Annotated in this window: 18 protein-coding genes; 8 read left to right on the top strand and 10 right to left on the bottom strand. The window is 72.9% G+C overall.

Annotation, left to right across the window (positions count from 1 at the left end; all coding sequences use genetic code 11):
- Nucleotides 1–201 precede the first annotated feature (201 nt).
- Together BKA05_RS16165 and BKA05_RS16160 are read left to right on the top strand one after the other, a co-directional pair.
- Entirely contained in the window at nt 202–2,583 is a 2,382-nt protein-coding gene (locus BKA05_RS16165) for a molybdopterin cofactor-binding domain-containing protein (RefSeq protein ID WP_179532346.1), read from the top strand.
- Between the two features lie 11 nt (nt 2,584–2,594).
- Nucleotides 2,595–3,071 carry a (2Fe-2S)-binding protein gene (locus tag BKA05_RS16160; RefSeq protein ID WP_179532345.1) on the top strand — a complete coding sequence of 159 codons (477 nt, stop codon included), beginning with the start codon at nt 2,595–2,597 and terminating at the stop codon, nt 3,069–3,071.
- 18 nt (nt 3,072–3,089) lie between these two features.
- Here BKA05_RS16160 and BKA05_RS16155 read toward each other — a convergent pair whose 3' ends face one another.
- Nucleotides 3,090–4,802, bottom strand: a complete 1,713-nt coding sequence (locus BKA05_RS16155; protein ID WP_179532344.1) for an ATP-binding protein — start codon at nt 4,800–4,802, stop codon at nt 3,090–3,092.
- 316 nt (nt 4,803–5,118) lie between these two features.
- Here BKA05_RS16155 and purF point away from each other — a divergent pair, with 316 nt between their 5' ends.
- The 3 genes from purF (at nt 5,119) to BKA05_RS16140 (ending at nt 8,126) form a co-directional block, all read left to right on the top strand.
- Nucleotides 5,119–6,672 (top strand): amidophosphoribosyltransferase, encoded by a 1,554-nt coding sequence (gene purF / locus BKA05_RS16150; protein ID WP_179532343.1) that lies wholly within the window; start codon nt 5,119–5,121, stop codon nt 6,670–6,672.
- 17 nt (nt 6,673–6,689) lie between these two features.
- The gene (gene purM, locus BKA05_RS16145; protein ID WP_179532342.1) at nt 6,690–7,772 is read left to right on the top strand and encodes a phosphoribosylformylglycinamidine cyclo-ligase; all 1,083 of its coding nucleotides are present in this window, start codon (nt 6,690–6,692) and stop codon (nt 7,770–7,772) included.
- A gap of 174 nt (nt 7,773–7,946) precedes the next feature.
- Nucleotides 7,947–8,126, top strand: a complete 180-nt coding sequence (locus BKA05_RS16140; protein WP_179532341.1) for a DUF3073 domain-containing protein — start codon at nt 7,947–7,949, stop codon at nt 8,124–8,126.
- A 106-nt stretch (nt 8,127–8,232) separates the two neighbouring features.
- On the opposite strand, the gene BKA05_RS16135 is transcribed toward BKA05_RS16140, so the two are convergent.
- The 8 genes from BKA05_RS16135 to BKA05_RS16100 all read right to left on the bottom strand — a co-directional run bounded on the left by BKA05_RS16135 (nt 8,233) and on the right by BKA05_RS16100 (nt 19,154).
- The gene (locus tag BKA05_RS16135; protein ID WP_179532340.1) at nt 8,233–9,372 is read right to left on the bottom strand and encodes a Glu/Leu/Phe/Val family dehydrogenase; all 1,140 of its coding nucleotides are present in this window, start codon (nt 9,370–9,372) and stop codon (nt 8,233–8,235) included.
- 79 nt (nt 9,373–9,451) lie between these two features.
- Entirely contained in the window at nt 9,452–10,849 is a 1,398-nt protein-coding gene (locus tag BKA05_RS16130) for a hypothetical protein (RefSeq protein ID WP_246289822.1), read from the bottom strand.
- 80 nt (nt 10,850–10,929) lie between these two features.
- Complete coding sequence (locus tag BKA05_RS16125) at nt 10,930–14,217, bottom strand: response regulator (protein ID WP_179532339.1); 3,288 nt, start codon at nt 14,215–14,217, stop codon at nt 10,930–10,932.
- A gap of 139 nt (nt 14,218–14,356) precedes the next feature.
- Nucleotides 14,357–15,616, bottom strand: a complete 1,260-nt coding sequence (locus BKA05_RS16120) for an SGNH/GDSL hydrolase family protein (protein WP_246289821.1) — start codon at nt 15,614–15,616, stop codon at nt 14,357–14,359.
- A gap of 225 nt (nt 15,617–15,841) precedes the next feature.
- Nucleotides 15,842–16,945, bottom strand: a complete 1,104-nt coding sequence (locus tag BKA05_RS16115; RefSeq protein ID WP_179532338.1) for a substrate-binding domain-containing protein — start codon at nt 16,943–16,945, stop codon at nt 15,842–15,844.
- A gap of 183 nt (nt 16,946–17,128) precedes the next feature.
- Entirely contained in the window at nt 17,129–17,416 is a 288-nt protein-coding gene (locus tag BKA05_RS16110) for a DUF1905 domain-containing protein (RefSeq protein WP_179532337.1), read from the bottom strand.
- Nucleotides 17,417–17,460: 44 nt separating this feature from the next.
- The gene (locus BKA05_RS16105; protein WP_179532336.1) at nt 17,461–18,756 is read right to left on the bottom strand and encodes a hypothetical protein; all 1,296 of its coding nucleotides are present in this window, start codon (nt 18,754–18,756) and stop codon (nt 17,461–17,463) included.
- Nucleotides 18,753–19,154: a hypothetical protein gene (locus BKA05_RS16100; protein ID WP_179532335.1), complete on the bottom strand. Its 402-nt coding sequence runs from the start codon at nt 19,152–19,154 to the stop codon at nt 18,753–18,755. Before BKA05_RS16100 ends, BKA05_RS16105 begins: the two co-directional genes overlap by 4 nt.
- Nucleotides 19,155–19,341: 187 nt before the next feature.
- On the opposite strand from BKA05_RS16100, the gene BKA05_RS16095 reads away from it, so the two are divergent.
- The 3 genes from BKA05_RS16095 (at nt 19,342) to ppsA (ending at nt 23,479) form a co-directional block, all read left to right on the top strand.
- A complete protein-coding gene (locus BKA05_RS16095; RefSeq protein WP_179532334.1) occupies nt 19,342–19,968 on the top strand; it encodes a hypothetical protein in 627 nt (208 codons plus the stop codon).
- A 185-nt stretch (nt 19,969–20,153) separates the two neighbouring features.
- Complete coding sequence (locus tag BKA05_RS16090) at nt 20,154–21,053, top strand: pyruvate, water dikinase regulatory protein (protein WP_179532333.1); 900 nt, start codon at nt 20,154–20,156, stop codon at nt 21,051–21,053.
- Nucleotides 21,050–23,479 carry a phosphoenolpyruvate synthase gene (gene ppsA / locus BKA05_RS16085; RefSeq protein ID WP_179532332.1) on the top strand — a complete coding sequence of 810 codons (2,430 nt, stop codon included), beginning with the start codon at nt 21,050–21,052 and terminating at the stop codon, nt 23,477–23,479. Before BKA05_RS16090 ends, ppsA begins: the two co-directional genes overlap by 4 nt.
- Before the next feature lie 144 nt (nt 23,480–23,623).
- On the opposite strand, the gene BKA05_RS16080 is transcribed toward ppsA, so the two are convergent.
- Nucleotides 23,624–24,694, bottom strand: coding sequence for a hypothetical protein (locus BKA05_RS16080; RefSeq protein ID WP_179532331.1), 1,071 nt, complete (start codon nt 24,692–24,694; stop codon nt 23,624–23,626).
- Between the last annotated feature and the right edge of the window lie 126 nt (nt 24,695–24,820).

Here is a 24,820-nt window from a genome sequence, read left to right as displayed (position 1 = left end):
GTCCCCGCCGAGCCGGCGTATCAATACGCCGGTTCGACCCGCCGTCCCCGCCGAGCCGGCGTATCAATACGCCGGTTCGACCAATCCGGAAGCCGACCCTGTCCGAATGCCGGTCGGGGGAGTGACGACGGTCACTCCTCGACCTAGGTTCGCGACACGGGCAGGGGTACCCGCCCCCGCCCGCATGGGGAAAGGGCAAGGATGCACGAGTCCAGCACGACCGCACGCAGCACGACCGGCCACGTCGACAGCCCGGGAGGGACGGGTGAGGTCGCGAGCAGCCCGCCGGGCCTGGACCGCCGACGGTTCGTCGGGTACGTCCTCGGCGGCGCCACGCTCGTCACGGCCGCCGACCTGACGCTGGGGCGCGTCCCCGCGCGCGGCGCCGTCCCCTCGCTGCCGCAGATCCCGGAGATCTACGACCTCGAGGACCTCCAGACCGACGCCGCGCTGGCCACGAGCCAGCTGATCACGGTCACCATCCGCGAGGACGGCACCGCCGCGTTCGAGCTGCCGCGCATGGAGGTCGGTCAGGGCATCGTCACTTCGACGGCGATGATCCTCGCCGAGGAGCTCGACCTGCCGATGCGCAAGATCGAGGTCACCCTCGCGCCGGCGCGCCCCGAGCTGCTGATGAACCAGCTCACCGGCGGCTCCAACACGACCGTCTCGACGTTCACCCCGATCCGGGTCGCGGCGGCCATCGCCCGCCAGCAGCTGCTCGAGGCCGCAGCCGCGCGGCTGGGCACCGACGCCGACCGGCTGAGCACGATCTCCGGCGCCGTCGTCGACGGCGCCGGCAACGCCATCCCCTACGGCGAGCTCGCGGCCGACGCCGCCAGCCAGGTGGTCAAGCAGGTGGGGGTGACGCTGCGCCCGCGCGAGGAGTACCGCGTCATCGGCACCGGTCGCAAGCGCACCGACGCCAAGGCGGCGGTCACGGGGCAGAAGGACTTCTCCACCGACCTGCAGGTCAAGGGCGCCAAGCCCACGATGGTCTGCCGCCCGCCCACGCACCGCGGCCGTCCGGTCCGGCTGCGCAACGAGAAGCAGATCCTGAAGATGAAGGGCGTCACCCACGTGGCGCAGATCCCCACCGGCATCGCCGTGCGGGCCAAGACCTTCGGCCAGTGCATCGACGCCATCCGCAAGATGGACGTCGAGTGGGACCTCGGCGACCTGGCGGGCGAGAACGACGAGTCGATCCTCGCGGGGCTGCGCGCCGCCGAGCTGCCGATGGCGGTCCCGCAGGTGCCGATCCTGGCCGAGCAGGTCGACCTCGACTTCGAGTTCATGTTCCGCAGCAGTGCGGCCCTGGAGCCGTACGCCGCGATCGCCGACGTCCGCGAGGACCGCGCCGAGATCTGGGCTGGCCTGAAGGTGCCGATCCTGGCCCAGCAGAACATCGCGCAGGAGCTGGGCATGACCCAGGACCAGGTGAAGGTCAACGTCGTCACCGGCGGTGGCTCCTTCGGGCACAAGCTCTTCAGCGACCACGCGATCGAGGCCGCGCAGATCTCCCAGGCGATGGGCAAGCCGGTCAAGCTGATGTGGCACCGCGCCGACGAGCCGCGGCAGGGTCGTCTGCACCCGATGTGCACCTCGCGCGTGCGGGCCACGATGCTCGCCGGTCAGGTGCTCTCCTTCGAGCAGCGGCACACCAGCGTCGTCACCGACTTCAGCCATGGGCTCGGCGAGATCATCACCTCCACCATCGACGAGGCGCCGACCGAGGTCGGTCGCTACCTCGGCGGTCTCGGGTTCGCGGAGACGATCTTCACCCTCACCCAGGAGCTCCCCTACAACCTGGGGGCGATCACCCAGCTGCTGATGGAGACCGACCAGCGCTTCAGCACCGGCAGCATGCGCAACATCTACAGCCCCGACGTCTGCGTGGCCGCGGAGCTGACGATGGACGAGATCGCTCGCCGGATGGGCAAGGACCCCCTCGAGCTGAGGCTCGAGCTGTGCCGCAACGACCGGGTGCGCGCGGCGATCGAGGCGGTGGCCAAGCGCGGGAACTGGGGCCGGTCGATGCCCAAGGGCACCGCCCAGGGCATCGCCGTGCACAAGGAGTACAAGGGCTGCACCGCCGTGCTGGTGGAGATCGACTGCCGGCCGCGGACGGTCAACCGCAAGGTGCGCAACGCGGTCACCGGTCCGCGCGTGACCAAGGCGGTCATCGCCGTCGACGCCGGTCTGGTCATCAACCCGATCGGCCTCGAGGCCCAGATGCAGGGCGGCTTCATGGACGGCCTCGCGCTGACCCTGACCAGCAGCTGCCACCTCGAGGACGGTCGGTTCCTGGAGGCCAGCTGGGACAACTACTTCTACACCCGGCAGTGGAACGTGCCTCCGGAGATGGAGGTCATCGTGATGGATCCCGACGTCGACCAGCCCGGTGGTGCCGGCGAGGCGGCCGTCGGCTCGTCCGCGGCCGCGGTGGCCTGCGCGTACGCCCGGGCGACCGGCAGCGTGCCGACCCGGTTCCCCATCAACCACGACACGATCTCGTTCAAGCCCAAGTCCTTCATCCCCCCTGTGCCCAAGTCGCCGACCAACGGCCTGAAGTTCACCTACTGAGGAGAAGACAGATGCCCAAGCAGACCTTCGTCCTCAACGGCGAGCGGGTGACCGTCAAGGTCGCCAACGACGAGCGCGTCCTGTGGGTCCTGCGGGACCTGCTCGGCGTCACCGGCCCGAAGTACGGCTGCGGGATCAACGTGTGCAAGGCGTGCACGTCCCACATCAACGGCAAGGCGTTCAACCCGTGCTCGGTCAAGGTGGGCGACCTCGAGCCCGACGACGAGATCACCACCATCGAGGGCCTGGCGGACACCGTGAAGGGCGACCTGCACCCGATGCAGGAGGCCTGGATCGACCGGGACGTGCCGCAGTGCGGCTACTGCCAGCCGGGCCAGATCATGGCGGCGGTCGCCCTGGTGCGGAAGGTGCAGCGCGAGGGCGGCACCATCACCGAGGCCGACCTCGACGGCATCCGCAACATCTGCCGGTGCGGCACCTACACCCGCATCCGCGAGGCGGTGCGGCAGGGCGCGCGCAGGATGTGAGCGGCCGGTGGCGGCTGCTCAGGCGTCGGCGCGGGGGAGCCGCACCGTGAAGGTGCTGCCCTCGCCCGGCGCCGAGCTGACGGTGATCGTGCCGCGGTGCCGGTCGACGACCCGCTTGACGATGGCCAGGCCCAGGCCGGTGCCGGGCTGCTGGACGGCCTCGGGCGCCTCGCTGCGGAAGAACTCCTCGAACAGGCGCTCCTGGTCGGCGGCCGAGATGCCGATGCCGTCGTCGGCCACCGCCAGCACCACGTGGGGACCCGCGGGACCGTCGGGCTCCTCGGTGAGCGTGACCCGGACGGCGGCACCGTCGGGGGAGTACTTCACGGCGTTGCCGACCAGGTTGGAGGCGACCCGCTCCAGGTCCCCGGGCTCACCGCGCACCGGCAGCGGGTGGGCGGGGACGTCCAGGGTCACCGAGATCTCACGCGGCGCGGCCTGCACCGAGACCATCTCCACGCTGTCGCCCACGAGCCCGACCAGGTCCACGGGCGGGCACTGCGTCGGGTCGGTCTCCTCGGTCGCCCGGGCCAGCGCGAGCAGGTCGGTCACGATGTCGACCAGGCGGCCGCTGGCCCGCTCCAGGCCCCGCAGGCTCCTGCGGGCGTCCGCGTCCTGGACGCCGAGCTCGTCGAGCACGTCCTCGAGGATCGAGGCGTAGCCCCGGGCGGCCGCGAGCGGGTTCTGCAGCTCGTGGGCCATGGTGGCGATCAGCTGCTGGGTGTACGCGGCCGCGTGCTGCTCCCGGGCGAAGCTGCGTGCGTTGAGGACCGCGCGGCCCAGGTCGTGACCCATGTCGAGGGCCGCGTCGGCCTCCTCGTCGGACCAGTCGGCCCGGTCGTGGCGGAACATCAGCATCCGGCCGAGGCACTCGGTGCCCGCCCCGAGGGGCACCAGCAGGAGCGAGGTGTCGCCCTTCTCCTCCAGGCCCGCGAGCAGCGCGGCGTGCTCGGCGGGGGTGAGCAGGCCGGGCGCGGTGCGCTGGGGGGAGACCACCAGCGTGCGCTGCCGGGCCCAGCAGCCGTGTGCGAGGGACCGGGCCAGGGCGGACAGCTCGTCGAGGGACTCGACCTCCTCGGCGTTGTCGAGCAGCACGCGGGCGTCGTCGACGCCGAAGCCCTCGCGCGCGGCCGCCACGGTGGCCTCGAGCAGACGGTCGAGGTCCAGCTGCGCGGTCGCATCGCGTACGACGCGGCGCGCGGCGGCGGCGAGGCGCACCTGCTCGGCCAGGCGGCTGCGCTCGATGGCGACCAGGATCGCCTCGCTGGCCTGACGGGCGTAGATCTCGATGCTGCGCCGCTTGTCCGGGCCCGGGCGCAGGCCGTCGAGGGGCAGGTCCACCCACAAGATCCCCTGCAGCTGCTCGTCGCGGTCCAGCAGCGGGGCGAAGAGCATGTCGTAGGGCTGCCAGGCGTGCGGGTGGTCGACCGTGGTCTCCTCGCCCACCCACACGTGGTCGGCCAGGCGCAGCGTCTTCTCGTGCGGCAGGAAGCACAGTCCGCCCCATCGCTCGGACTCCTCGAGCCACTGGTCCACGATCTCGCGCGGGGTGACGTCGCCACCGAGCTCGGCCTGGGCGTCCTCGTCGCCGCTGACGACGAGGAACTCCAGCTCGTCGCTGTTGCGGAAGACGCTGACCGCGGAGAGCCGGAAGCCGGCCGCGCTGGCCACCCCGTCGGTGATCGAGCGCAGCGTCGCGCGCAGGTCGGCGTGCCGGAACAGGTCGGGCACCAGGTCGGCGGTGGGGGTCCGGTCCGACGGCGGTGCAGCGATCGACAGGGGGGTGCTCGAGGTGCCCGTCGGTGGTGCGTCCGACGGGGGAGGGGGCACGGGGCTGTGCACGGCGGGTTCTGTCACGCGGACGGAGGTCCGATCCGGAAGGGGGCGATGCGGCGGCTCCGGCAGGATAGGCAGAATATGTCGATACGGGAGGGGGTTTGGCGCGGTTCGGACCGGTCGGGCAGGCGCGCACCCCCCGGTCGACCCGGTCCGGTCCGACCGACCCGTGAGTGGGTGGCTGGGGCGTACGGCCCGTAGAATCCCACCCGTGCCCTTCCAGAGCAGTGGCCACAGTGCCCGCAGGGGCGGCGACGGACGTCTGACGGACGCGCTGGACCCCCAGGACCAGGGACCCCAGGACGCCTGTGGCGTCTTCGGCGTCTGGGCGCCCGGCGAGGACGTCGCCAAGCTGACCTACTTCGGTCTCTACGCACTCCAGCACCGGGGTCAGGAGTCGGCCGGGATCGCGGTGAGCAACGGGCGTCAGATCCTGGTCTACAAGGACATGGGCCTGGTCTCGCAGGTCTTCGACGAGACGACGCTGGACTCCCTCAAGGGCCATCTCGCGATCGGGCACTCGCGCTACTCCACGACCGGGGCCAGCACCTGGCACAACGCCCAGCCGACCTTCCGGCCCACGCCGGACGGCTCGATCGCGCTGGGCCACAACGGCAACCTGATCAACACCCACGAGCTGCGCGAGGCGGTGGCCGCGCTGCCGGGCCCCGAGGGCGAGCTCGACCTGGCCCAGCGCCCGGGCGAGACCTCGACCAACGACACCAGCCTGGTCACCGCGCTCATGGCCCACCACCCCGACATGGGGCTGGAGGAGCGAGCGCTGGAGGTGCTGCCGATGCTGCGCGGCGCCTTCTGCTTCGTGTGGATGAACGAGAACACCCTCTACGCCGCCCGCGACCCCCAGGGCATCCGTCCGCTGGTCCTCGGCCGCCTCGACCGCGGCTGGGTGGTGGCCTCCGAGGACGCCGCCCTGAAGACCATCGGCGCCTCGGTCGTGCGGGAGGTCGAGCCCGGCGAGATGCTGGTCATCGACGAGAACGGCCTGCGCTCGCACCACTTCGCCGAGCCGGAGCCGAAGGGCTGCGTCTTCGAGTACGTCTACCTCGCCCGTCCCGACGCCACCATCGCCGCCCGCAGCGTGCACCAGGCCCGGGTGGAGATGGGTCGTCAGCTGGCCCGGGAGTTCCCGGTCGAGGCCGACCTGGTGATGCCGGTGCCCGAGTCCGGCACCCCGGCCGCCGCGGGGTACGCCGAGGAGTCGGGCATCCCGTTCGGCCAGGGCTTCGTCAAGAACGCCTACGTCGGCCGCACCTTCATCCAGCCCAGCCAGACCCTGCGCCAGCTCGGCCTGCGGCTCAAGCTCAACGCGCTCGAGCACATGGTGCGCGGCAAGCGCCTCGTCGTGGTCGACGACTCCATCGTGCGCGGCAACACCCAGCGCGCGCAGATCCGTATGCTCCGCGAGGCCGGGGCGCTCGAGGTGCACGTACGCATCTCCTCGCCGCCGGTGAAGTGGCCGTGCTTCTACGGCATCGACTTCGCGACCCGCGCCGAGCTGATCGCCAACGGGCTCGACGTCGACGAGATCGCCGCCAGCGTGGGGGCCGACAGCCTGGGCTACATCTCCTTGGAGGGGATGATCGAGTCGACCGGTCAGCAGCGCTCGGCGCTGTGCACCGCCTGCTTCACCGGCGAGTACCCGGTCGAGCTGCCCGACGAGTCACTGCTCGGCAAGCACCTGCTCGAGGCGACGTTGAGCTCGCCGACGATGGGCCGGGCCCTCCCGGTCCTCAACAACCCCTGATCCCCGACAGGAGTCCCGTGAGCGACAGCACCAGCGCCGGCAACGCCTACGCCGAGGCCGGCGTCAGCATCGAGGCGGCCGACAAGGCCATCGAGCTGATGAAGGTCTGGGTCGAGAAGGCCAAGCGCCCCGAGATGATCGGCGGCCTGGGTGGCTTCGCCGGGCTCTTCGACGCCAGTGCGCTCACCCGCTACAAGCGGCCGCTGCTGGCCACCTCCACCGACGGGGTGGGCACCAAGGTCGCCATCGCGCAGGCCATGGACGTCCACGACACGATCGGCTACGACCTGGTCGGCATGGTCGTCGACGACCTCGTGGTCTGCGGCGCCGAGCCGCTGTTCATGACCGACTACATCGCCACCGGCCGGGTCGTGCCCGAGCGGATCGCCGCGATCGTCAAGGGCATCGCCGAGGCGTGCGTCGAGGCCGGCTGCGCGCTGGTGGGCGGCGAGACCGCCGAGCACCCCGGCCTGCTCGCCCCCGACGAGTACGACGTCGCCGGCGCGACCACCGGCGTGGTGGAGGCCGACGACCTGCTCGGTCCCGCGCGGGTGCGCCCCGACGACGTGGTGCTGGCCATGGCCTCCTCGGGCCTGCACTCCAACGGCTACTCGCTGGTGCGCCACGTGCTGCTCTCGGAGTCCGGCGCCGGCTGGGCCCTCGACCGCCACGTCGACGAGCTCGGCGGCCCGCTGGGCCGGACCCTGCTGACCCCGACCCGCATCTACGCCAAGGCCTGTCTGGACCTCGCGCGCAGCACCACCGTGCACGCGATGTCCCACGTCACCGGCGGTGGCCTGGCGACCAACCTCGAGCGCGTGATGCCCGAGGAGCTCTCCGCGACCATCGAGCGCGGCACCTGGACCCCCGACCCGGTCTTCGACCTGGTGCGGCGCGTCGGGGACGTCTCCCAGGCCGACCTGGAGATGACCCTCAACTGCGGCGTGGGCATGGTCGCGCTGCTGCCCGCCGACCAGGTCGACGCCGCCGTCGCGCTGCTGGCCGGCTACGGCATCCACGCCTGGCCCGCCGGTCGGGTCTCCCACGCCACCGGCCGCCCCGGGGCCGTCGAGCTGGTGGGTCAGCACCCGGGCTGGTGACGCACGCGCCTGAAACTGCCCCCCTCGTGGCCGCCCGACGCACACCACGCGCACCAATCCGGGGAGGGGTGTGCGGGAACAGCCACCGAACAGGTAGCGTTGGGGCCACGAGTATTCGAGAGACAGCCCGGGAGCCTGAGTGCCCCGGCCAAGTGTGCGAGGGGGCTGGACCCTATGGGCCGCGGCCGTGCAAAAGCCAAGCAGACCAAGGTCGCTCGCGAACTCAAGTACCGGACGCATGAGACGGACTTGGGTGCGCTGGCGCGAGAGCTCCACGGGGGCGATGCCTCCGATGACGTCGCTCAGGACGATCACGACGAGTGGTCGGACTACGCCGACCCCCGCCGCGATTGACCCCTCGCGACTCCTGACGCGCTGACCGCGTTCTCGAGTCGGCCCGACCCCCTCGGGGACGGGCCGACTCGAGGCGATGTCGGCCGCGTGTGCGGCGACCCCGTGATCAGGCGCGCGGGGCGTTCCAGATCCCGCGCAGTCGTCCGACGGTGCGGATGCGCTCCTCGGCGATGCGGTCCGCCGCGACCGCCGGCGAGATCCGCTCGCTCTCGGCGAGCGCCAGGATCTTCCGCGTGGTCTCCACGATGCCGGTGGCGCGCTGCTGCGCGCGCTCGAAGGAGAAGCCGCGCGGGTCGAGCTCGTCGGCTACCTGGATCAGCCCACCGGCGTTGACCACGTAGTCGGGGGCGTAGGTGATGCCGGCGTCCATCAGGTGCTTGTCCACCCCGGGGTGCGCCAGCTGGTTGTTGGCGGCCCCGCAGACGACCTTCGCGCTCAGCGCGTCGACCACCTCGTCGGTGATGGCGCCGCCCATGGCACAGGGTGCGTAGACGTCCAGCGCGCCGCCGACCAGCGCCTGGGTCGAGTCGACCGAGCGGACGCCGGGGTAGCGGGCGACCACGGCGTCCACGGCCGGGCCGTGCACGTCGGTCACGACGACGTCGGCGCCGTCCTCGACCAGGTGACCGACCAGGTGCCCGCCGACCTTGCCGACGCCGGCAACGCCGACGGTCCGGCCCGCGAGCGAGGTGGTGCCCCACACGGACTCCGCCGCGGCGCGCATCCCCTGGAAGACGCCGTACGCCGTGAGCACCGAGCTGTCCCCGGCGCCGCCGTGCGCGACGGTGCGCCCGGTGACGAAGTCGCACTCGCGGGCGACGTGGTCCATGTCCGCGCTGAAGGTGCCGATGTCGCAGGCGGTGCGGTACCGGCCGCCCAGGCTCTGCACGAAGCGGCCGTAGGCCCGCAGCAGCGCCTCGGTCTTCAGCGTCGCGGGGTCGCCGATGATGACGGCCTTGCCGCCGCCGAGGTCGAGACCCGTGACGGCGGCCTTGTAGGTCATCCCGCGGGAGAGGTCGAGCACGTCGCGGAGCGCCGCGTCGGTGCTGGCGTAGGGGTAGAAGCGGGTGCCGCCCAGGGCCGGCCCGAGGGCGGTGGAGTGGATCGCGACGATGGCGCGCAGCCCGGTGGCCTCGTCGGTGCAGAAGACGACCTGCTCGTGCTCGGCGGCCAGCTCGAACACGTCGCCGGCGGCGGCCGGGACGGAGGTGACGGGTGCGGCGGGCGTGGTGGGTGAGGTGCTCATGGTCAGGCTCTCTGTCGGGCCGCGGGGGTGGTGCGGCCGGGTGGACGACCCGCAGGGGTGGCGCGGATCACGTCCCAGCCTAGGACGCCGGCCGGCTCCCGCGCATCACGACGACGTCCCCGTGGGTGCCGTAGCCGCACACCCGACCGCCGTGCCGGGTGTCGTCGAAGGTGACCAGCAGCCAGTCGTCGCCGTGGGGCACCAGCGTCGGCCACGGGATGTTGCTCGGGTACGCCGCCGCGAGCACGCCCCGGGGGCGCAGGTCGAGGTCGAGGACGGCCCACTGCCCTCGCAGCCCGCGGGGTCCGTCGCGACCGTCGGAGACCAGCACGGTGGTCCGCGGCGACCCCGCGGCGTCGCCGGGCTCCCCGCCGCCGCGCGGGTCCTCGTCCGGTGCGGCGGGAGGCAGCGCCAGCAGCGTGGTCCCCTCCGAGGCGCGCCGCCCGGGGTCGGCGGCTCGCAGGCGGAGGGTGTCGAGGTCGGGGCCCTCGGCGAGGACGGGGTGGAACCGGAAGAACCGGCTGGCGCTGACGTAGCCGACCAGCCAGCCGTCGTCGGTGCGCAGCAGGTGCGGGTCCCAGACCCCGACGGAGGGGCCGTCGACGGGCAGCGGGAGCGGCTCCGCGGCGACGACGTGCACGCCGGTGAGCAGGTCCGCACCCGTCGCCGCGAGGGTCACCGCGACGGCGGCGTCGTCGCGGTCGGGGTCGAAGTCGCCCCAGGTGCTGGTGGCCAGCAGCCAGGCGTCGTCGTCGCGCAGCAGGTGGCCCGCGTGGTCGCCCTGCACGCCGCGGCTGTCCAGGCGGCGGACGTACAGGTCGGCGGTGTGGACGAGCGCCTCCCCGTCGTGGTCGCGGGCCGAGTGGTCGCGGGTGGACTGGTCGAGGGCGGAGGGGTCCAGGGCCCACACGGAGGTGTGGCCGGAGCCGAAGGGGCCGGGGCCCGCGCTGGTGGCGAGGAACCGGAGCAGACCGGTGCCGTCGTCGTAGGGGCGGCCGTCGGCGTGGGTGACCAGCCGCAGGTCGCGCAGCCCGAGCTGGCCGAAGCCGCCGGCGACGAGGGAGAGCGCCCGGCCGTCGTGACCCACCTGGAGGTCCTCGAGCCAGGCCGCGGTGCGGACCAGGCGTGCGGCCGCCGGGTGCGTGCCGGCCAGGTCGGTCCGTGCGCGCCCGGTCCACGGGCCACCGGGGTGGTCCTGGGTCAGCACGCTGACGTGGGTGCCGGTCAGGCACAGGGCCAGGGACGCGGCCGCCTCCACCCGACCGGCACGGCGGCTGCGGAGGACCACCGGCCCCGTCATCCCGTCGAGCTCGAGGCGACAGTGCTCGCCGTCGTACACGGCGCGGAGCAGCAGCCCGCGGCCGGTCAGGGTGAGGGTGAGCGGGGCGGAGTCGACGAGCTCGGCGCGCACCGCGGCGTAGGGAGCCGGACGGGGCAGGGCGGTGACCGAGGAGCGACCGGGCCGGGCGCGGAGCACCGGGCGGTCGACCCTGCTGACCGGGTCGACGGGTCGGAACCGGGCGACCTCCTCGTAGCTCAGGGCGAGGGGGTCGGTCCTCAGCGCAGCCTCCGGCGCAGCTCGGCGACGGCGGCCTCGACCTCGCGGTCGAGCTCGTCGAGCATCTCCTCGACGCCGGCCAGCGAGCCGGTGTGCGCCTGCGCCTCGATGGCCGCGGCGGCGGCGGAGACCCGCGGCAGGCCCAGGTTGAGCGCGCTGCCCTTGACCAGGTGGGAGCTGGTGAAGGTCTCGTGGGCGTTCCCGCTGCGGTGGGCCTCGCGGATGTCGCGGACCTGCCCGTCGATGCGGCCGACGAACGAGCGGGCGGTGCGGTCGAAGAAGCTCTCGCCGTCCTTGACGAGCTCGGCGAGGACCTGGCGGCGCTCCTCGTCGACCACGGGGAGCGCCGGCTCCTCCTCCGGGTCGGGCCCGGGTGTCACGGCGGCGTGCGCCCCGCCCGTCGGCGTGGCGGCGCGGGTCGCCTGCGGGGCGCTCCGTCCGTCGGAGGCGGGGCCGGAGCGCTTGGTCCAGCGCTGCACGACCTCCTCCAGCTGGGTGGGGTCGACGGGCTTGGTGAGGAAGTCGTCCATGCCGGCGTCCAGGCAGCGCTCGCGCTCGCCCTCCAGGGCGGAGGCCGTCATCGCGATGATCGGGACCCGCTCACCGGTCGGCTCCGAGGCACGGATGGCCCGGGTGGCGTCGAAGCCGTCGATGCCGGGCATCCGGCAGTCCATGAGGACCATGGCGAAGCCGTGGTCGCCCTTGAGCGCCTCGATGGCGGCCTCTCCGTCGTCGGCGACCTGCACGCGGACCCCCAGGGCCTCCAGCAGCCCGGTCGCCACCAGCTGGTTGACCGGGTTGTCCTCCACCACCAGGACCCGCAGGTCCAGCGAGGGCACCACCAGCCGGCGGGGTGCGCGCGGCGCCGACTCCTCGGGCTCGCCCACGAGCCGCAGGAGGGCCTCGAGCAGCTCGGAGTGCCGCACCGGCTTGGACAGCGTGGTCGCGATGCCGGCCTCACGGGCGCTGCGGGCGCCGACGCCCTGGTCGGAGGTCAGCAGCACCAGGGTCAGGTCGCGCAGGTCTGGGTCGGCCTTGATGATGCGGGCCAGCTCGAGGCCGTCGATGCGCGGCAGCACCAGGTCGAGCAGGGCGACGGTGAAGTCACGACCGGCTCGGTGCGCCTCACGCAGCGTGGCCAGGCACTCGGCCGGGGTCGCGACGGCCACGGGCGCGAGCTGCCAGGCGGAGAGCTGCTCGGTGAGGATGAAGCGGTTGGTCTCGTTGTCGTCCACGACCAGCACGCGCTGGCCCTCCAGCGACTCCGCCGGCGCGGCTTGCAACCGGGGCGGCACGGGGGTGCGCTCGAGGTCGGCGGTGAAGGAGAACGTCGAGCCCTTGCCCGGGGCGGAGTCGACCCAGATGCGTCCGCCCATCGCCTCGACGAGCTGCTGGCAGATGGCCAGGCCCAACCCGGTGCCTCCGTGCCGACGGGTGGTCGCCAGGTCGGCCTGGGTGAAGGCGTCGAAGAGGCCGGCCTGCGCCGCGGTGGGGATGCCGATGCCGGTGTCGGTCACGTCGACCCGGAGGACGACGCGGCCGTCGTCGCCGGACTCCACGTGCGCCCGGATCGCCACCTCGCCGTGCTCGGTGAACTTCACCGCGTTGGAACCGAGGTTGGTGAGGACCTGCCCGAGCCGGGTCGGGTCGCCGCGGAGGTACTCCGGCACGTCGGGGTGGCAGGCCACCAGCAGCTCGACCCCCTTCTCGTGGGCCGGGCTGGCCAGCACCGAGGCAGTCTGCTCGAAGACGCTGCGGACCTCGAAGTCGACGTCCTCGAGCTCGAGCTTGCCCGCCTCGATCTTGGACAGGTCGAGGATGTCGTTGATGATCGCCAGCAGCGAGAGGCCGGACTGGTGCACGCCGTCGGCGAGCCGGCGCTGGTGGTCGTCGAGGTCGGTGCGCAGCAGCAGCTCGTTGAGGCCGATGACGCCGTTCATCGGGGTGCGGATCTCGTGGCTCATCGTGGCCAGGAACTCCGACTTCATCCGCGAGGCCTCCATGGCCCGGTCCCGCGCGTCGGCGAGGGCGGCGGCGGCACGCTCGCGCTCGGCCACCACCGCGAGCTGCGCCGCGACCTGGTGCACGAGGTCGTGGGCCGGCTCGGAGAGCGGGGACTCGTCGGCCAGCACCTCCAGGACCGCCACCACCTCCTCGGCCACGACCACGGGCAGGGCCACCCGCGACAGCGTGCGGCCCTCGATCCGCGCCGTCGACTGGGCCACCCGGCCGGTGGTCAGGCAGGCCTCGGCCAGGTCGGTGCCGGCCGCGGCGGAGGCGGTCGCGGGGTAGACCTGGTCCAAGCGGTCCGCCGGGTCCTCGGAGGCGGCGGGCGGCTGCGCAACCCACCCGGCGACGGGCTGCCAGCCGGTGTGCTCGGGGAGTCGCACGGCGGCGACCTCGATGGCCTCCTCCAGCGTGCGGGCGCTGTTGGCGGCGGTCGCCATCTGCTGCATCAGCCGCAGCCGCCTCGACGAGGCGGAGGCGGCGACCTCGGCCCGCCGCACCTCGGTGATGTCCTGGTTGGTGCCGTCCATCCGCACCGGACGCCCGCCGGCCGGGTCGCGCGTGACCCGGCAGCGGGCGTGCACCCACCGGACCTCGCCGTCGGGGCGCAGCACGCGGGTGTCGAACTCGAAGGAGTGCCGCTCGCGCAGCGCCTCCTCCGTCACCTCGCGCACGTGCTCGCGGTCCTCGGGGTGCAGGCACGCGACGAAGGCCTCGAACGTGCCGTCGAACTCCTCGGGCGGCACGCCGTAGAGCCGGTGCAGCTGCTCGGACCAGGTGACCAGGCCGGAGTCGAGGTCCCAGGTGAAGGAGCCGATGCCGGCGATCTCCTGGGCCTCGCTGAGCTGGCGGGCGCGGGCCTCGGACTCCGGGTCCGCCGCCGTGGACGGAGGCGCGGGCGGGGGCGGGGCAGGCGAGGGGGCGGCGACGGCGTACGGCGTGAAGCGGTGCAGCCAGCCGGTGATCCGGCCGTCCTCGCGCACCGGGCTGTAGCTGAGGAGGCCGTCGACGAGGGTGCCGTCCACGCGCTGCAGCGTCACCGGGAGGTTGTCGCGACCGCGCGTCCCGCGCTGGAGCAGGGAGAGGTGCATGTCGACCCGGGCGCGTTGGCTGCGGGGGAAGACCTCGTGCGCGGGCAGTCCGGGGAGGTCCTCGGGCCGGCGGCGCAGCAGGGCGGCCATCGCGGAGTTGGCCCACACGGTGACGCCGCCGCGATCGAGCACCCACAGGCCGTCGGTCGTCGCCTCGACGACCGATCCCAGCCAGGCGGAGTGCCCCACACCTGCTCCTTCCCAATGGATCCGTGGGACCCATCATGTCCTGTCATCCTCACCCGTGCGGCAGGAGTCGGGAAGCCGTCCGCGGAAGTGGCGGGCCCGGGGCGGCGACGCGACCGCCCCGGGCCGGGGTGCGCAGGAGCTACTGCAGCGTCATCCGGGGCTCGCCGCCGACGAGACCGGTACCGGAGATCGCGCAGGTGCCCCCGCGCGGCGCGCCGCCGTTCCAGGCCTGTCGCACGCAGCTGCGGGTCGCCAGCTGCGCCCAGTAGTTGGGGTGCAGCGACTCCTGGACGTAGTACGGGCTGTTGGAGCAGCAGGTGCTCACCGTGCGGATCTGGTTGATCCACTCGGTCTTGTCGACGGCGGTGGGCTGGGTCCACGACGTCAGCCCCTTCTCCTCGTAGAGACCGACGGTGCTCTCGCAGAGGCGGCGTCCGTTGAACGCGGACGCGAGGTCCAGGGTCCGGGTGTTGGTCAGCCCCGAGGCGGTGATGGCGCTCTTGACGGTGTTGTTGATGGTGGGCAGTGCGCTGGTGTTGGCCCAGTCGGCGTCCTTGTCCCAGAAGCCGCAACCGCCGGTGCTCTGACGGGTGTAGCCGCTCTGGGAGTAGCGGAAGCCGGAGGCCTTCGGGATCGGCGAGGGGTAGGTCTGCACGAGCAGGGTCCACGAGGTGTCGGAGTAGCCGGCGTTGCGCATCGCGGTCCGCAGGTTGGTGAAGCCGGTGGCGATGCGGGCGCGGACGGTGTTGACGTTCGACGTGGTGAAGTTCGACGTGACCGAGCTGTCGTCGTAGCAGTAGTCCTTCCACCAGCTCGGGGAGTAGAGGAAGTCGGCGACGCAGGTGGCCACGATGTCGGCGAAGTTGAAGTCGTTGCCGCCGATGGAGACCACGACCATCTTCACGTGGTGGGTCGCGGCGAACTGCTGCAGGGCCTTGGCCTGGCCGATGTTGCCGGCGCCGTCGTCGTAGAAGTCCAGGCCGGGCTTGAAGGTGCTGCCCGAGGCGTCGGTGGTGGTCCGCGCGCCCGAGCAGGCGAGGTTCTTGCCCAGGGTCCCGCCGCCGATGAACACCTCGGCGGCCTTGCTGCGGTGGCAGCGGTCGATCGCCTCGCCGCTGGGGGTGTCCCAGTACGCCGTGGGGCCGAGCGCGTCGGCGTACCCGGAGCTGGCGTTGGACGAGCCGGCCCAGCGCCCGGCCTCGCCGGAGATGTAGGAGTCACCGACGCTGACGACGTACGGCGTGCCCACCCCGGGGCCGTCGGCGCGGGCACTGGCCACGGGCGTGCCGGGCAGGGCGCCGCTGGTGAGCACGCTCAGCAGGGCCACCAGCAGGAGCAGGACGGCCGCGGGCACCGCGAGGCGGGGCCGCAGCCGCGGGAGGGAGACGGACGAGGGCATGACGGAGCCTTTCCCGAGCAGACGAACAAGGCCTCGCCGACGCGGTCGTCGATGTGGCCCGCCTCACACCGAGGCGCGATCGCACGCTAGCGAGGTCGCCCGATCGTGGGAAGGGGGCACGCGTGAGGGCGATCGGGCGGGAGGGAGGCCCGCCGATCGCCCACGTCCCTCCATCGGCGCTCCCCGTGCGCGGATGAGCCAGGCCCCCGCAGTCGGGGCGCCGGTCTAGTCCTGGGGGCGGGGCGGCTGGACGGACCCGCGGTCCACGAAACGATGACGCACCCGCACCGAGCGGGTCCCGGGCTCGCCCCGGATCAGGCGGACCGCGATGCCGGCGGCCTCCTCGGCCTGGCGCTCGACGTTCTGGTCCATGGTGCTGAGCCCGAAGAGCTCGGACATCGGGTGCCCGTCGACCCCGATGACCGAGAGGTCGTCGGGCACCGACAGCCCGTGGCGTCGGGCGCCGACGCTGACGGCGGCGGCGATCTCGTCGGAGTAGCCGAAGACGGCGGTGGGTGGCCGGTCGACCGCGAGCAGTCGCTCCACCGCCCGCGTCCCGGCGTCCACGCCGTAGGTCTCGGTGACCAGCAGCTCCGGCCTCGCCTCGAGGCCGGCGGCGGCCAGTGCCTCGCGGTAGCCGGCGACGCGCAGAAGGTCGGCGTCCCAGGTGGTGGCGTCGGTGTCGCTGGTGCGCACCATCGCGATGTCGCGGTGCCCGGCGGCGACCAGTCGCTCGACCGCCGCGCGCGCCATGGCCCGGTCGTCGACGTCGACGTGCGGGAGGCCGCGGGCCTGGCCGCCCGCGATGACCATGGGGACCCCGAGCAGGTCGAGCCGGTCGCGCTGCTCGGGGGAGAGCGGCAGGGCCGCGAGGATGACGGCGTCGACCTTGCGGCGTGCGGGCAGGTCGCGGACGAACGCGCCGCGCTCGGCCGGCCCGTCGACCTGGTAGACGAGCACGTCGATCCCCTCGGCGCGCAGCGCGCGCTCGAGGCCGGAGAGCATCGTGGAGTAGAACCAGACGTCGATGCGGGGCATGACCACCGCCACCCGGCCGGTCTCGCGCCGCGACAGCGAGCTCGCCTCGGGGGAGATGACGTAGGAGAGCTGCTCGGCGACCTCGCGGACCCGCTCCCGGGTCGAGTCCCCGACGCCGGGGACGTCGCGCAGGGCCCGGGAGACCGTGGCGATCGAGACCCCGGCGACACGGGCGACGTCGGCCATGTTGGCGGGGTTGGCGGGGTTGGCGGAGCTGGCGGGGGCGCCGGTGGTGGGCGTCGACGCCGCCGGGGCAGCCTCGCCCGCGCCCTCCTGGTCCTCGTGCTCCACAGCGTCAGGGTAGGACACCGCGCGGGACCGTGTGGCGAGACTCGGCGCGGCGGGACTACCCCTGGGGGTATCCGAGATGTCACACTGTGCGTACGGCGTCGGCCGGGACGTCTGCCCCCCAGCGGTCCGGCCGGCGCCTCTTCGGTTCCGTTGCCCCTCCGTGGCCCTCCCCGGGACCCGCGGTCAGAGCGCGATCTCGACCTCGAGGTCGACGACGTCGCCCACCTCGACGCCCTCGCGTCGTCGGACCTCGGCCTTCACCGGCACGAGGTAGCCGCCGTCCTTGGGCCACAACGAGGTCGTCCAGGTGGTCGCCCCGAGCCGCACGCGCACGGGGACCATCCCCCAACCGTAGGTCACCGCCGTCGCGGTCTCCTGCACCTGCTCGGCCGGGTCGCCGTCGATGCGCACGAAATGGTGGGGCGCGGGGCCCCGCCAGGTGAAGACCTCGCCGCGCACCTCGAGCCGCATGGCCGCAGCCTAGGGCCCGAGGGGGACGGCTGGTCGGCTCCTGATCAGTCGAGGACCCGCGGGGCGGCCTCGTCGTCGAGCCAGTCCGAGCCGTCGTCCTCGTAGTGCTCGTGGTCGGGGGCGCCGTCGCGGTCACGGCGGCGGGCGCCGCCGGCGCCGCCGGCGGCTCGGGCGGCCACCGTGCCGGCGCCGCCCCGGCTCCCGGCCGCCGCGGTGCCGCGTGAGGACGGGGTGCGACCGGCGGACGAGGCGGCCCCCACGCCACCTCGCGCCGCCGGCCGGCTCGTGGCCGGCGCCCCGACCGCAACACTGCGGCCGAGGGTGCCGGAGACCGCCGATCGGCTCAGGCCGCCCAGCGGTCGGCCCAGAGGTCGGCCCTGCGGTCGGGCCTGGGGCCCCGCGGTGGACCGCACCTGCTGGCCGCCCACCAGGGCACCACCGGTGAGGCCGCGCAGGACGCCGCTCCTGGCCAGCCCGCCGAGCAGTGCGCCGCCGCCGAGCCCGACACCCACAGCGGTGCCGGCCCCGCCGGCCTCGGCCGTCGGCGACGACGTCAGGACGGAGGGCTGGTCGGTCGCGGTCGAGCCGTCCGGGCTGCCGGATGGGTCCTCGACCGAGGCCCCGGTCGGGTCGGAGCCGTCGCCGCCGGGACCGACCGGCTCACCGGCGTACGGCGGGTGCGGATGGCCCCCGAGGAGTCCTGCGGCCCCGGGGCCGCTGCCGCCGCGCGGGCCGGGCACCGAGCCCCGACCACCGCCGCCGGCACCGCCGCCACCCGACGCCGTCTCCGGCTCGGGGTCGGGGAGGCCGTGGATGCGCTTCATCACCGCGATCGGCTCGTCGTAGCGCCGGTCGAACTCCTCGGCGATCTCGCGGGCCCGCCGCTCGCGCAGCGCCTCGCGGTCGGCGAACGCGCCGGCCGCCGCGGAGTGCCTGCTCTGCTCGCGCAGCCGCTTCTCGTCGTCCCACTCCGGGTCGTCACGGAACTCGCCGGGGTCGGCGATCGCGGCGGTCTCGGGGTCGGTGTCGAGCCGGTCCCGTTGCTCACGGACCCGTCGGATCGTCTCGGCGGCCGATCCGAGTGCCTCGCGTCCCTCGTTGAACAGGGTGATCCGCTCGTCGAGGTGGTCGGCGGAGCGACGCATCGCCTTGAACATGGCCGGCCCGGTCTGCCCGCCGATGCCCAGGCCGGAGTTGGCCGCGACCCGCAGGGCGCGGGACACGTCACGCAGCCGGTACGTCGCGCTCAGCCACTCGGCCTCGCCGTTGGCCCGCACCACCGCCTCGTCGGCCTCGGCCAACGCGGCGTCGAGGCGCAGGCGCTCGGGACCGCGTGTCATCGGTCGAGACCTCCGTCGGTCGCGGACCGCACGCTGCCGACCTCCGCAGCGATGTGGGCGAGGTCCTCCTGCGCGTGCTGATCGGCCACGTTGAAGCCCTTGCGGAACGTGTCGACGCCCTCGCTGTAGTGCTGGAGGTCGTGGACCATCGTCAGGATCGCCTCGCGGACCGCACGCCGGGCGAGCTCGGTGTGGTGACCCAGCACGGCGCCGTTGCCCAGGGTGCCGAACCGTCGCTCGGGGACCTGCGCCGGCTCGAAGCCGTCGACGCGGTCCACACCGTCGGCCAGCGCCGCCATGATGTCGCCGATGACGACGTTGTCGATGCGCAGCTCCTGGAGCAGCTGCGCGATCGCACCCATGTCGACGGGCGTGCCGTCCGGCCCGATGGCCACCATCACGTGCCTCCCGAGAGCGTGTGCTGGTCGTGTCCTGAGGAAGTCCTCGAGCCTCGAAGGTAAAGGCCCGACCCAGCGTCTTCCCACGTGCGGCAGACCTCAATCCTCCTCCCAGTGAATCGGGATGGCCGTCCGTCGAGGTGCCGTGCTCTGTTTGGCCACGTGCACGGAAGGGCAGCAGGGGCGGGTGAGCAGACGACTGGCGGGACTCGCCGCCCTGACCCTCCTGGTCGGCGGCACCACCGCCTGCGGTGACGACGCGGCCGACCCCCGCCCGAGCGACGGGGCCAGCGCGATCGGCGCCGCGACGACGTCCCCGAGTGCGACGACCGAGGACGCGTCGCCGATCGACACCTACGCCGACGTGGAGCCGGCGCCGCAGGCCCTCGACGCGAGCCTGGTCGACGGGGTGGAGGCCTTCGGGATCTGGGCCGACGCCGAGGCGGAGGAGACGCCCCAGCAGCTGGGAGGAGGCACCCGGACCGACGACGGTGAGGCGGTCGCCGTCGCACTCAGCTCCCGGGAGGGACTCCTGGCCATGAAGAACGCCAGGGCGGAGATCCGCTACCTCGACAGGCACAGCGGCCTCGCGACCGGCCCGTTGGAGATGCTCGACCCGGTCGTCGTCGACGGCCTGGAGATGGCGCGAGCGCGCGGTGCCAGCATCAACGGGCTCGACGTCGACTTCTTCATCCACGCCACCGGGGAGAGGACGATCGAGCTCGACTTCCTCACTCCGGCGTCGCTGGGCGAGGCCGAGCGCGAGGAGTGGATCGGGCAGGTCATGGCCACCCTGGAGATCTCCGCCCGCTGAGGCCCACGCTCCCCCGAGGGCGCACCGACCTCGCCCGCACGGGTGACGGATCCCACGTCCGACGCTCGGACGAACCCGCTGATGTCTGTCGGTGGCCGTCGGGGGGCGCTACGGTCCAACCCACCCCTCGGCCGGGGTTCCCGCAGGCCGGGAGGGCCCGGTGGGGACCACGTCAGGAGGCGGCGATGAGCGAGGCGGAGGACGGTGTCGTCCCGGTCTTCTTCCTGTCCGACTCCACCGGCATCAGTGCGGAGACGATGGGCAACGCCCTGCTGCTGCAGTTCCCGGAGCTGACGTTCGAGCGCAGCACCATCCCCTTCATCGCGGGGGTCGAGCAGGCCAGGAAGATCGCCGCCATGCTCGACGAGGTCGCCGCGGGGCCGGTGATGCCGCTGGTGTTCTGCACCGCGGCGGACGACGACGTGCGGCACGAGCTGAACCGCACCGTCGCCCCGGTCATCGACTTCTTCGACATGCACATGAACCGCGTCGAGGGCATCCTCGGCCAGCGCGGCATCCGCCGGGCGGCGCGACTGCACGGCGTGGGCGACATCAAGCGTTACAACGCCCGGATGGCGGCGGTGGAGTTCACCATCGAGCACGACGACGGCCAGTCGCTGCGCGCGCTGGACAAGGCCGACGTGATCCTGCTGGCGCCCTCGCGGTGCGGCAAGACCCCGACGAGCATGTACCTCGCCCTCCAGCACGGCCTCTACGTCGCCAACTACCCGCTCGTCGAGGAGGACCTCCACGAGTCCGAGCTGCCGGCCCCGGTGCGGGAGTACGCCGACCGCTGCTTCGGTCTCGTCACGACCGTCGAGCGGTTGAGCCGGGTCCGCAACGAGCGCCGCCCCGGATCGCGCTACTCCTCCCCGGAGCAGTGCCGGTGGGAGCTGCGACGCAGCAAGGAGCTCTTCGAGGCCCACCGGCTCCCGGTCGTGGACTCCTCCGCGAAGTCCGTGGAGGAGATCTCCGCGATCATCCTGCAGACCAAGAAGCACCGTGCCCGCAACGCCGCGGCCGCGAGACTCAGCAGTAGCCAGCACACCCGCAGCACCAGCAGCAGAGGGGACTCCCCAGCATGACCGCCACCACGTCCGGCACCGACAGCACCGCTCACGAGAACGTCCGGTGGTTCGCCGAGCTCGGCCTCGGCGACCTCGAGCAGGTGGGTGGCAAGAACTCCTCCCTCGGCGAGATGGTCTCCCACCTGACCGACCTCGGCGTGCGGGTCCCCGACGGCTTCGCCACCACGGCGGACGCCTTCCACCGCTTCATCGGTGACACCGGCCTGGCCGAGCGGATCGCCGGCCTGCTGCGCGACCTCGACACCGACGACACCCGGGCGCTGGCCGCGGTCGGCAAGGAGATCCGCGACGCCGTCGTGGGGCAGTCCTTCCCCGAGGACCTCGAGGCCGACATCCGCGCGGCGTACGAGCGACTGGTCTCCGAGGCCGGCGGTGAGGCCTCCTTCGCGGTCCGCTCCTCCGCCACCGCCGAGGACCTCCCCGACGCCTCCTTCGCCGGCCAGCAGGAGACCTTCCTCAACGTCCGCGGGATCGACGCGATCCTCACCGCGATCCGCGAGGTCTACGCCTCGCTCTACAACGACCGTGCCATCGCCTACCGCGTCCACCACGACTTCGCCCACGACGCCGTCGGCATCTCCGCCGGGGTGCAGCGGATGGTCCGCTCCGACATCGGTTCCTCGGGCGTGATGTTCACGATGGACACCGAGTCCGGCTTCACCGACGCGGTCTTCATCACCTCGGCGTACGGCCTCGGTGAGGGCGTCGTGCAGGGAGCGGTGAACCCCGACGAGTTCTACGTCTACAAGCCCGCGCTGCGGGCCGGTCGCCCGGCGGTGCTCAAGCGCGGTGTCGGCGGCAAGGCCACCAAGATGGTCTACACCGACGACGCGACGGTCGGCCGCACCACGGAGTTCGTCGACGTGGAGCCGGCCGACTCGCGGCTGCTCTCGCTGACCGACGACGAGGTCACCGAGCTCGCGAAGCACGCGCTGGTCATCGAGGAGCACTACGGGCGACCGATGGACATCGAGTGGGGCAAGGACGGTCTCGACGGGAAGCTCTACATCCTCCAGGCCCGCCCCGAGACCGTGCAGTCGCGGCGCACCGGAGCCCTGGAGCGGTTCAAGATCGACGCGGCCGCGACCAAGGGCGCGTCGGTGCTCGTCGAGGGCCGCGCGATCGGCCAGAAGATCGGCGCCGGTCCCGTGCGGGTGCTCACCTCGCTCGAGGACATGCACACCTTCAACCCCGGCGAGGTGCTCGTCGCCGACATGACCGACCCCGACTGGGAGCCGATCATGAAGCGCGCCTCGGCGATCGTGACCAACCGCGGGGGCCGCACCTGCCACGCGGCGATCATCGCCCGCGAGCTGGGCATCCCCGCGGTCGTCGGCACCGGGGGCGCCACCCGCGACCTCTCCGACGGCACCGAGGTCACGGTCTCGTGCGCCGAGGGTGACACCGGCCTGGTCTACGACGGGGTGCTGGACTTCTCCGTCGAGCGCACCGAGCTGGACTCCATGCCCGACGTGCCGGTCAAGATCATGATGAACGTCGGCACCCCCGAGCAGGCCTTCGCCTTCTCACGGCTGCCGCACAGGGGCGTCGGCCTGGCCCGCCTGGAGTTCATCATCAACCGGCAGATCGGGGTGCACCCCAAGGCGCTGCTCGACCTCGAGCGCGACCCCGCCTCGCTCGAGGCGGACCTGCGCGCCGAGATCGAGGAGACCATCGCGGCCTACGACGGCCCGCGCGACTTCTTCGTCAAGCGCGTCGCCGAGGGCGTGGCCACCATCGCGGCGGCCTTCGCCCCCGAGCCGGTGATCGTGCGGATGAGCGACTTCAAGTCCAACGAGTACGCCAACCTCGTCGGTGGTCCGGCCTACGAGCCGCACGAGGAGAACCCGATGATCGGCTACCGCGGTGCCTCGCGGTACCTCTCGGAGGAGTTCGCCGAGTGCTTCGAGATGGAGTGCGCCGCGCTGCGCCACGTGCGCGACGAGATGGGGCTGACCAACGTCAAGGTGATGATCCCGTTCGTCCGCACGGTGGCCGAGGCGAAGGGGGTCATCGACCTGCTCGCCTCGCACGGCCTCGAGCGCGGGAAGAACGACCTGCAGGTCGTGATGATGTGCGAGCTGCCGTCCAACGCGGTCATCGCCGAGCAGTTCCTCGAGCACTTCGACGGTTTCTCGATCGGGTCCAACGACATGACCCAGCTGACGCTGGGCCTGGACCGCGACTCCGCGATCGTGGCCGCCACGTTCGACGAGCGCGACCCTGCGGTGCTGCACATGCTGGAGCTGGCGATCACGGCCTGCAAGAAGCAGGGCAAGTACGTCGGCATCTGCGGTCAGGGCCCCTCCGACCACCCGGACCTGGCGCAGTGGCTGCTGGACCAGGGCATCGAGTCGATGTCGCTGAACCCCGACACCGTGGTCGACACCTGGCTGCGCCTGGGCGGGGTCACCGTCAGCTGAGATCGCCGGGTACTCCGCATCCGATGTCACCCTCGGCGCGCGCTGAGGGTGAAATCGCTTGCGGAGCATCCCGACACGCGCGAAGAGCCGCGGCCCCCGGAGCGGGGACCGCGGCTCTGTGCGTGGAGCCCGGGACGAGGCCCGTCAGGCCGCCGGGGTGCCCAGGAGGCCGCCGCCGAGGATGCCGCCGAGCAGGTCACCCAGGCCCAGCAGGTCCAGGACTCCGGCGAGGCCGCCACCGGACAGGATGTCGGTGAGGGTCTGCAGCGGGTCGGCGCCCGAGGGCAGGAAGCCCAGCATCGTCCCCAGCACCTGGGCGAGCACGTCGGCAGAGCCGACGCCGCCCGGGACGAGCGCGCCGAGCGTGCCGAGCTGGTCCACCAGCTCGGTCAGCGCGCTCAGCCCGGGGGCCGAGTCGCCGCTGATGTTGCCGGCGAGACCCTGCAGGGTCGCGATCAGCTGTGCGATGGCGGCCTGGACCTGCGCCGGCGCGGTGACCGGGTCGAAGCCGGCGCCGAGACCGCCGAGCTGGCCGGCCAGCTGGCCGAGCAGCGCCTGCAGGTCCGAGAGACCGCTGATCGGCAGGGAGGCCCCGCCGGGCAGTCCGCCCTGGAGCAGGCTGATCAGCGTGTCGAGGGCCTCGGGGCCGCCGCCGATCTCGGTGAGCGACCCGGCCAGCCCCTGGAGTGCGGAGACGACACCCTGGACGTCCATCGCCTGCAGGGCGGCCAGCAGCGCCTCGAGCTCGGCGGTGTCTGCGCCGGGGACGCTGGCGCCGATGCCGTCGAGCGCGCCCTCGAGCTGGGCGACCAGCTGGGTGAGCGCGGCCGCCAGCTCGGGCGGCAGAGCGCCGGTGAGCGAGTTCAGGTCGAGCCCGTCCAGGCCGAGCTGGCCCTGCTGGACCTGCTCGAGCACCGACTCCTCGGTCACGGGCGCGGGGGCGGCGCAGGCGCGCGACTTGGCGGCCTTCTTGGCCTTCACGCGCTTCTTGGCCTTGCGCACCTTCGCCGACTCGCCGGACCGCTTGGCCTTGCGCAGCTTCTTCTTGGCTTTGCTCAGGTCCTTGCGGGCCTGCTGGCAGTCGGACGTGGTGGCGCGGTCCGCGGAGGCGCCCGCGGCCTGGGCGCTGCCGCCCGTGATGGCCACGCCGCCGAGGGCGAGGGCCAGGGTGACGGCGCCGGTGACGACCCGGTGCCGGAGCATGCGTGAGTGCATGGTGAAACGTCCTCCCATGTAGATGATCCGCGGCCCTCCCAGACCGCGGCGGGTTCAGCATGACCCCGGGTCTCGACCGGCGTCCGGGATACGTAAAGAAATGTCCGATCGGAGGACGGGCTGGTC

This window comes from Nocardioides marinus (assembly GCF_013408145.1).
Lineage (GTDB): Bacteria > Actinomycetota > Actinomycetes > Propionibacteriales > Nocardioidaceae > Nocardioides > Nocardioides marinus.
Note: the sequence above shows the minus strand (reverse complement) of the source record. Positions and strands in the feature narration are given on the sequence as shown.

Excerpts from the sequence above, each read along its gene's own strand:
- BKA05_RS16165 (WP_179532346.1), top strand. The coding sequence starts at position 202 with ATGCACGAGTCCAGCACGACCGCACGCAGCACGACCGGCCACGTCGAC.
- BKA05_RS16160 (WP_179532345.1), top strand. The coding sequence starts at position 2,595 with ATGCCCAAGCAGACCTTCGTCCTCAACGGCGAGCGGGTGACCGTCAAG.
- BKA05_RS16140 (WP_179532341.1), top strand. The coding sequence starts at position 7,947 with ATGGGCCGCGGCCGTGCAAAAGCCAAGCAGACCAAGGTCGCTCGCGAA.
- BKA05_RS16135 (WP_179532340.1), bottom strand. The coding sequence starts at position 9,372 with ATGAGCACCTCACCCACCACGCCCGCCGCACCCGTCACCTCCGTCCCG.
- BKA05_RS16120 (WP_246289821.1), bottom strand. The coding sequence starts at position 15,616 with ATGCCCTCGTCCGTCTCCCTCCCGCGGCTGCGGCCCCGCCTCGCGGTG.
- BKA05_RS16110 (WP_179532337.1), bottom strand. The coding sequence starts at position 17,416 with ATGCGGCTCGAGGTGCGCGGCGAGGTCTTCACCTGGCGGGGCCCCGCG.
- BKA05_RS16105 (WP_179532336.1), bottom strand. The coding sequence starts at position 18,756 with ATGACACGCGGTCCCGAGCGCCTGCGCCTCGACGCCGCGTTGGCCGAG.
- BKA05_RS16100 (WP_179532335.1), bottom strand. The coding sequence starts at position 19,154 with ATGGTGGCCATCGGGCCGGACGGCACGCCCGTCGACATGGGTGCGATC.
- BKA05_RS16090 (WP_179532333.1), top strand. The coding sequence starts at position 20,154 with ATGAGCGAGGCGGAGGACGGTGTCGTCCCGGTCTTCTTCCTGTCCGAC.
- ppsA (WP_179532332.1), top strand. The coding sequence starts at position 21,050 with ATGACCGCCACCACGTCCGGCACCGACAGCACCGCTCACGAGAACGTC.
- BKA05_RS16080 (WP_179532331.1), bottom strand. The coding sequence starts at position 24,694 with ATGCACTCACGCATGCTCCGGCACCGGGTCGTCACCGGCGCCGTCACC.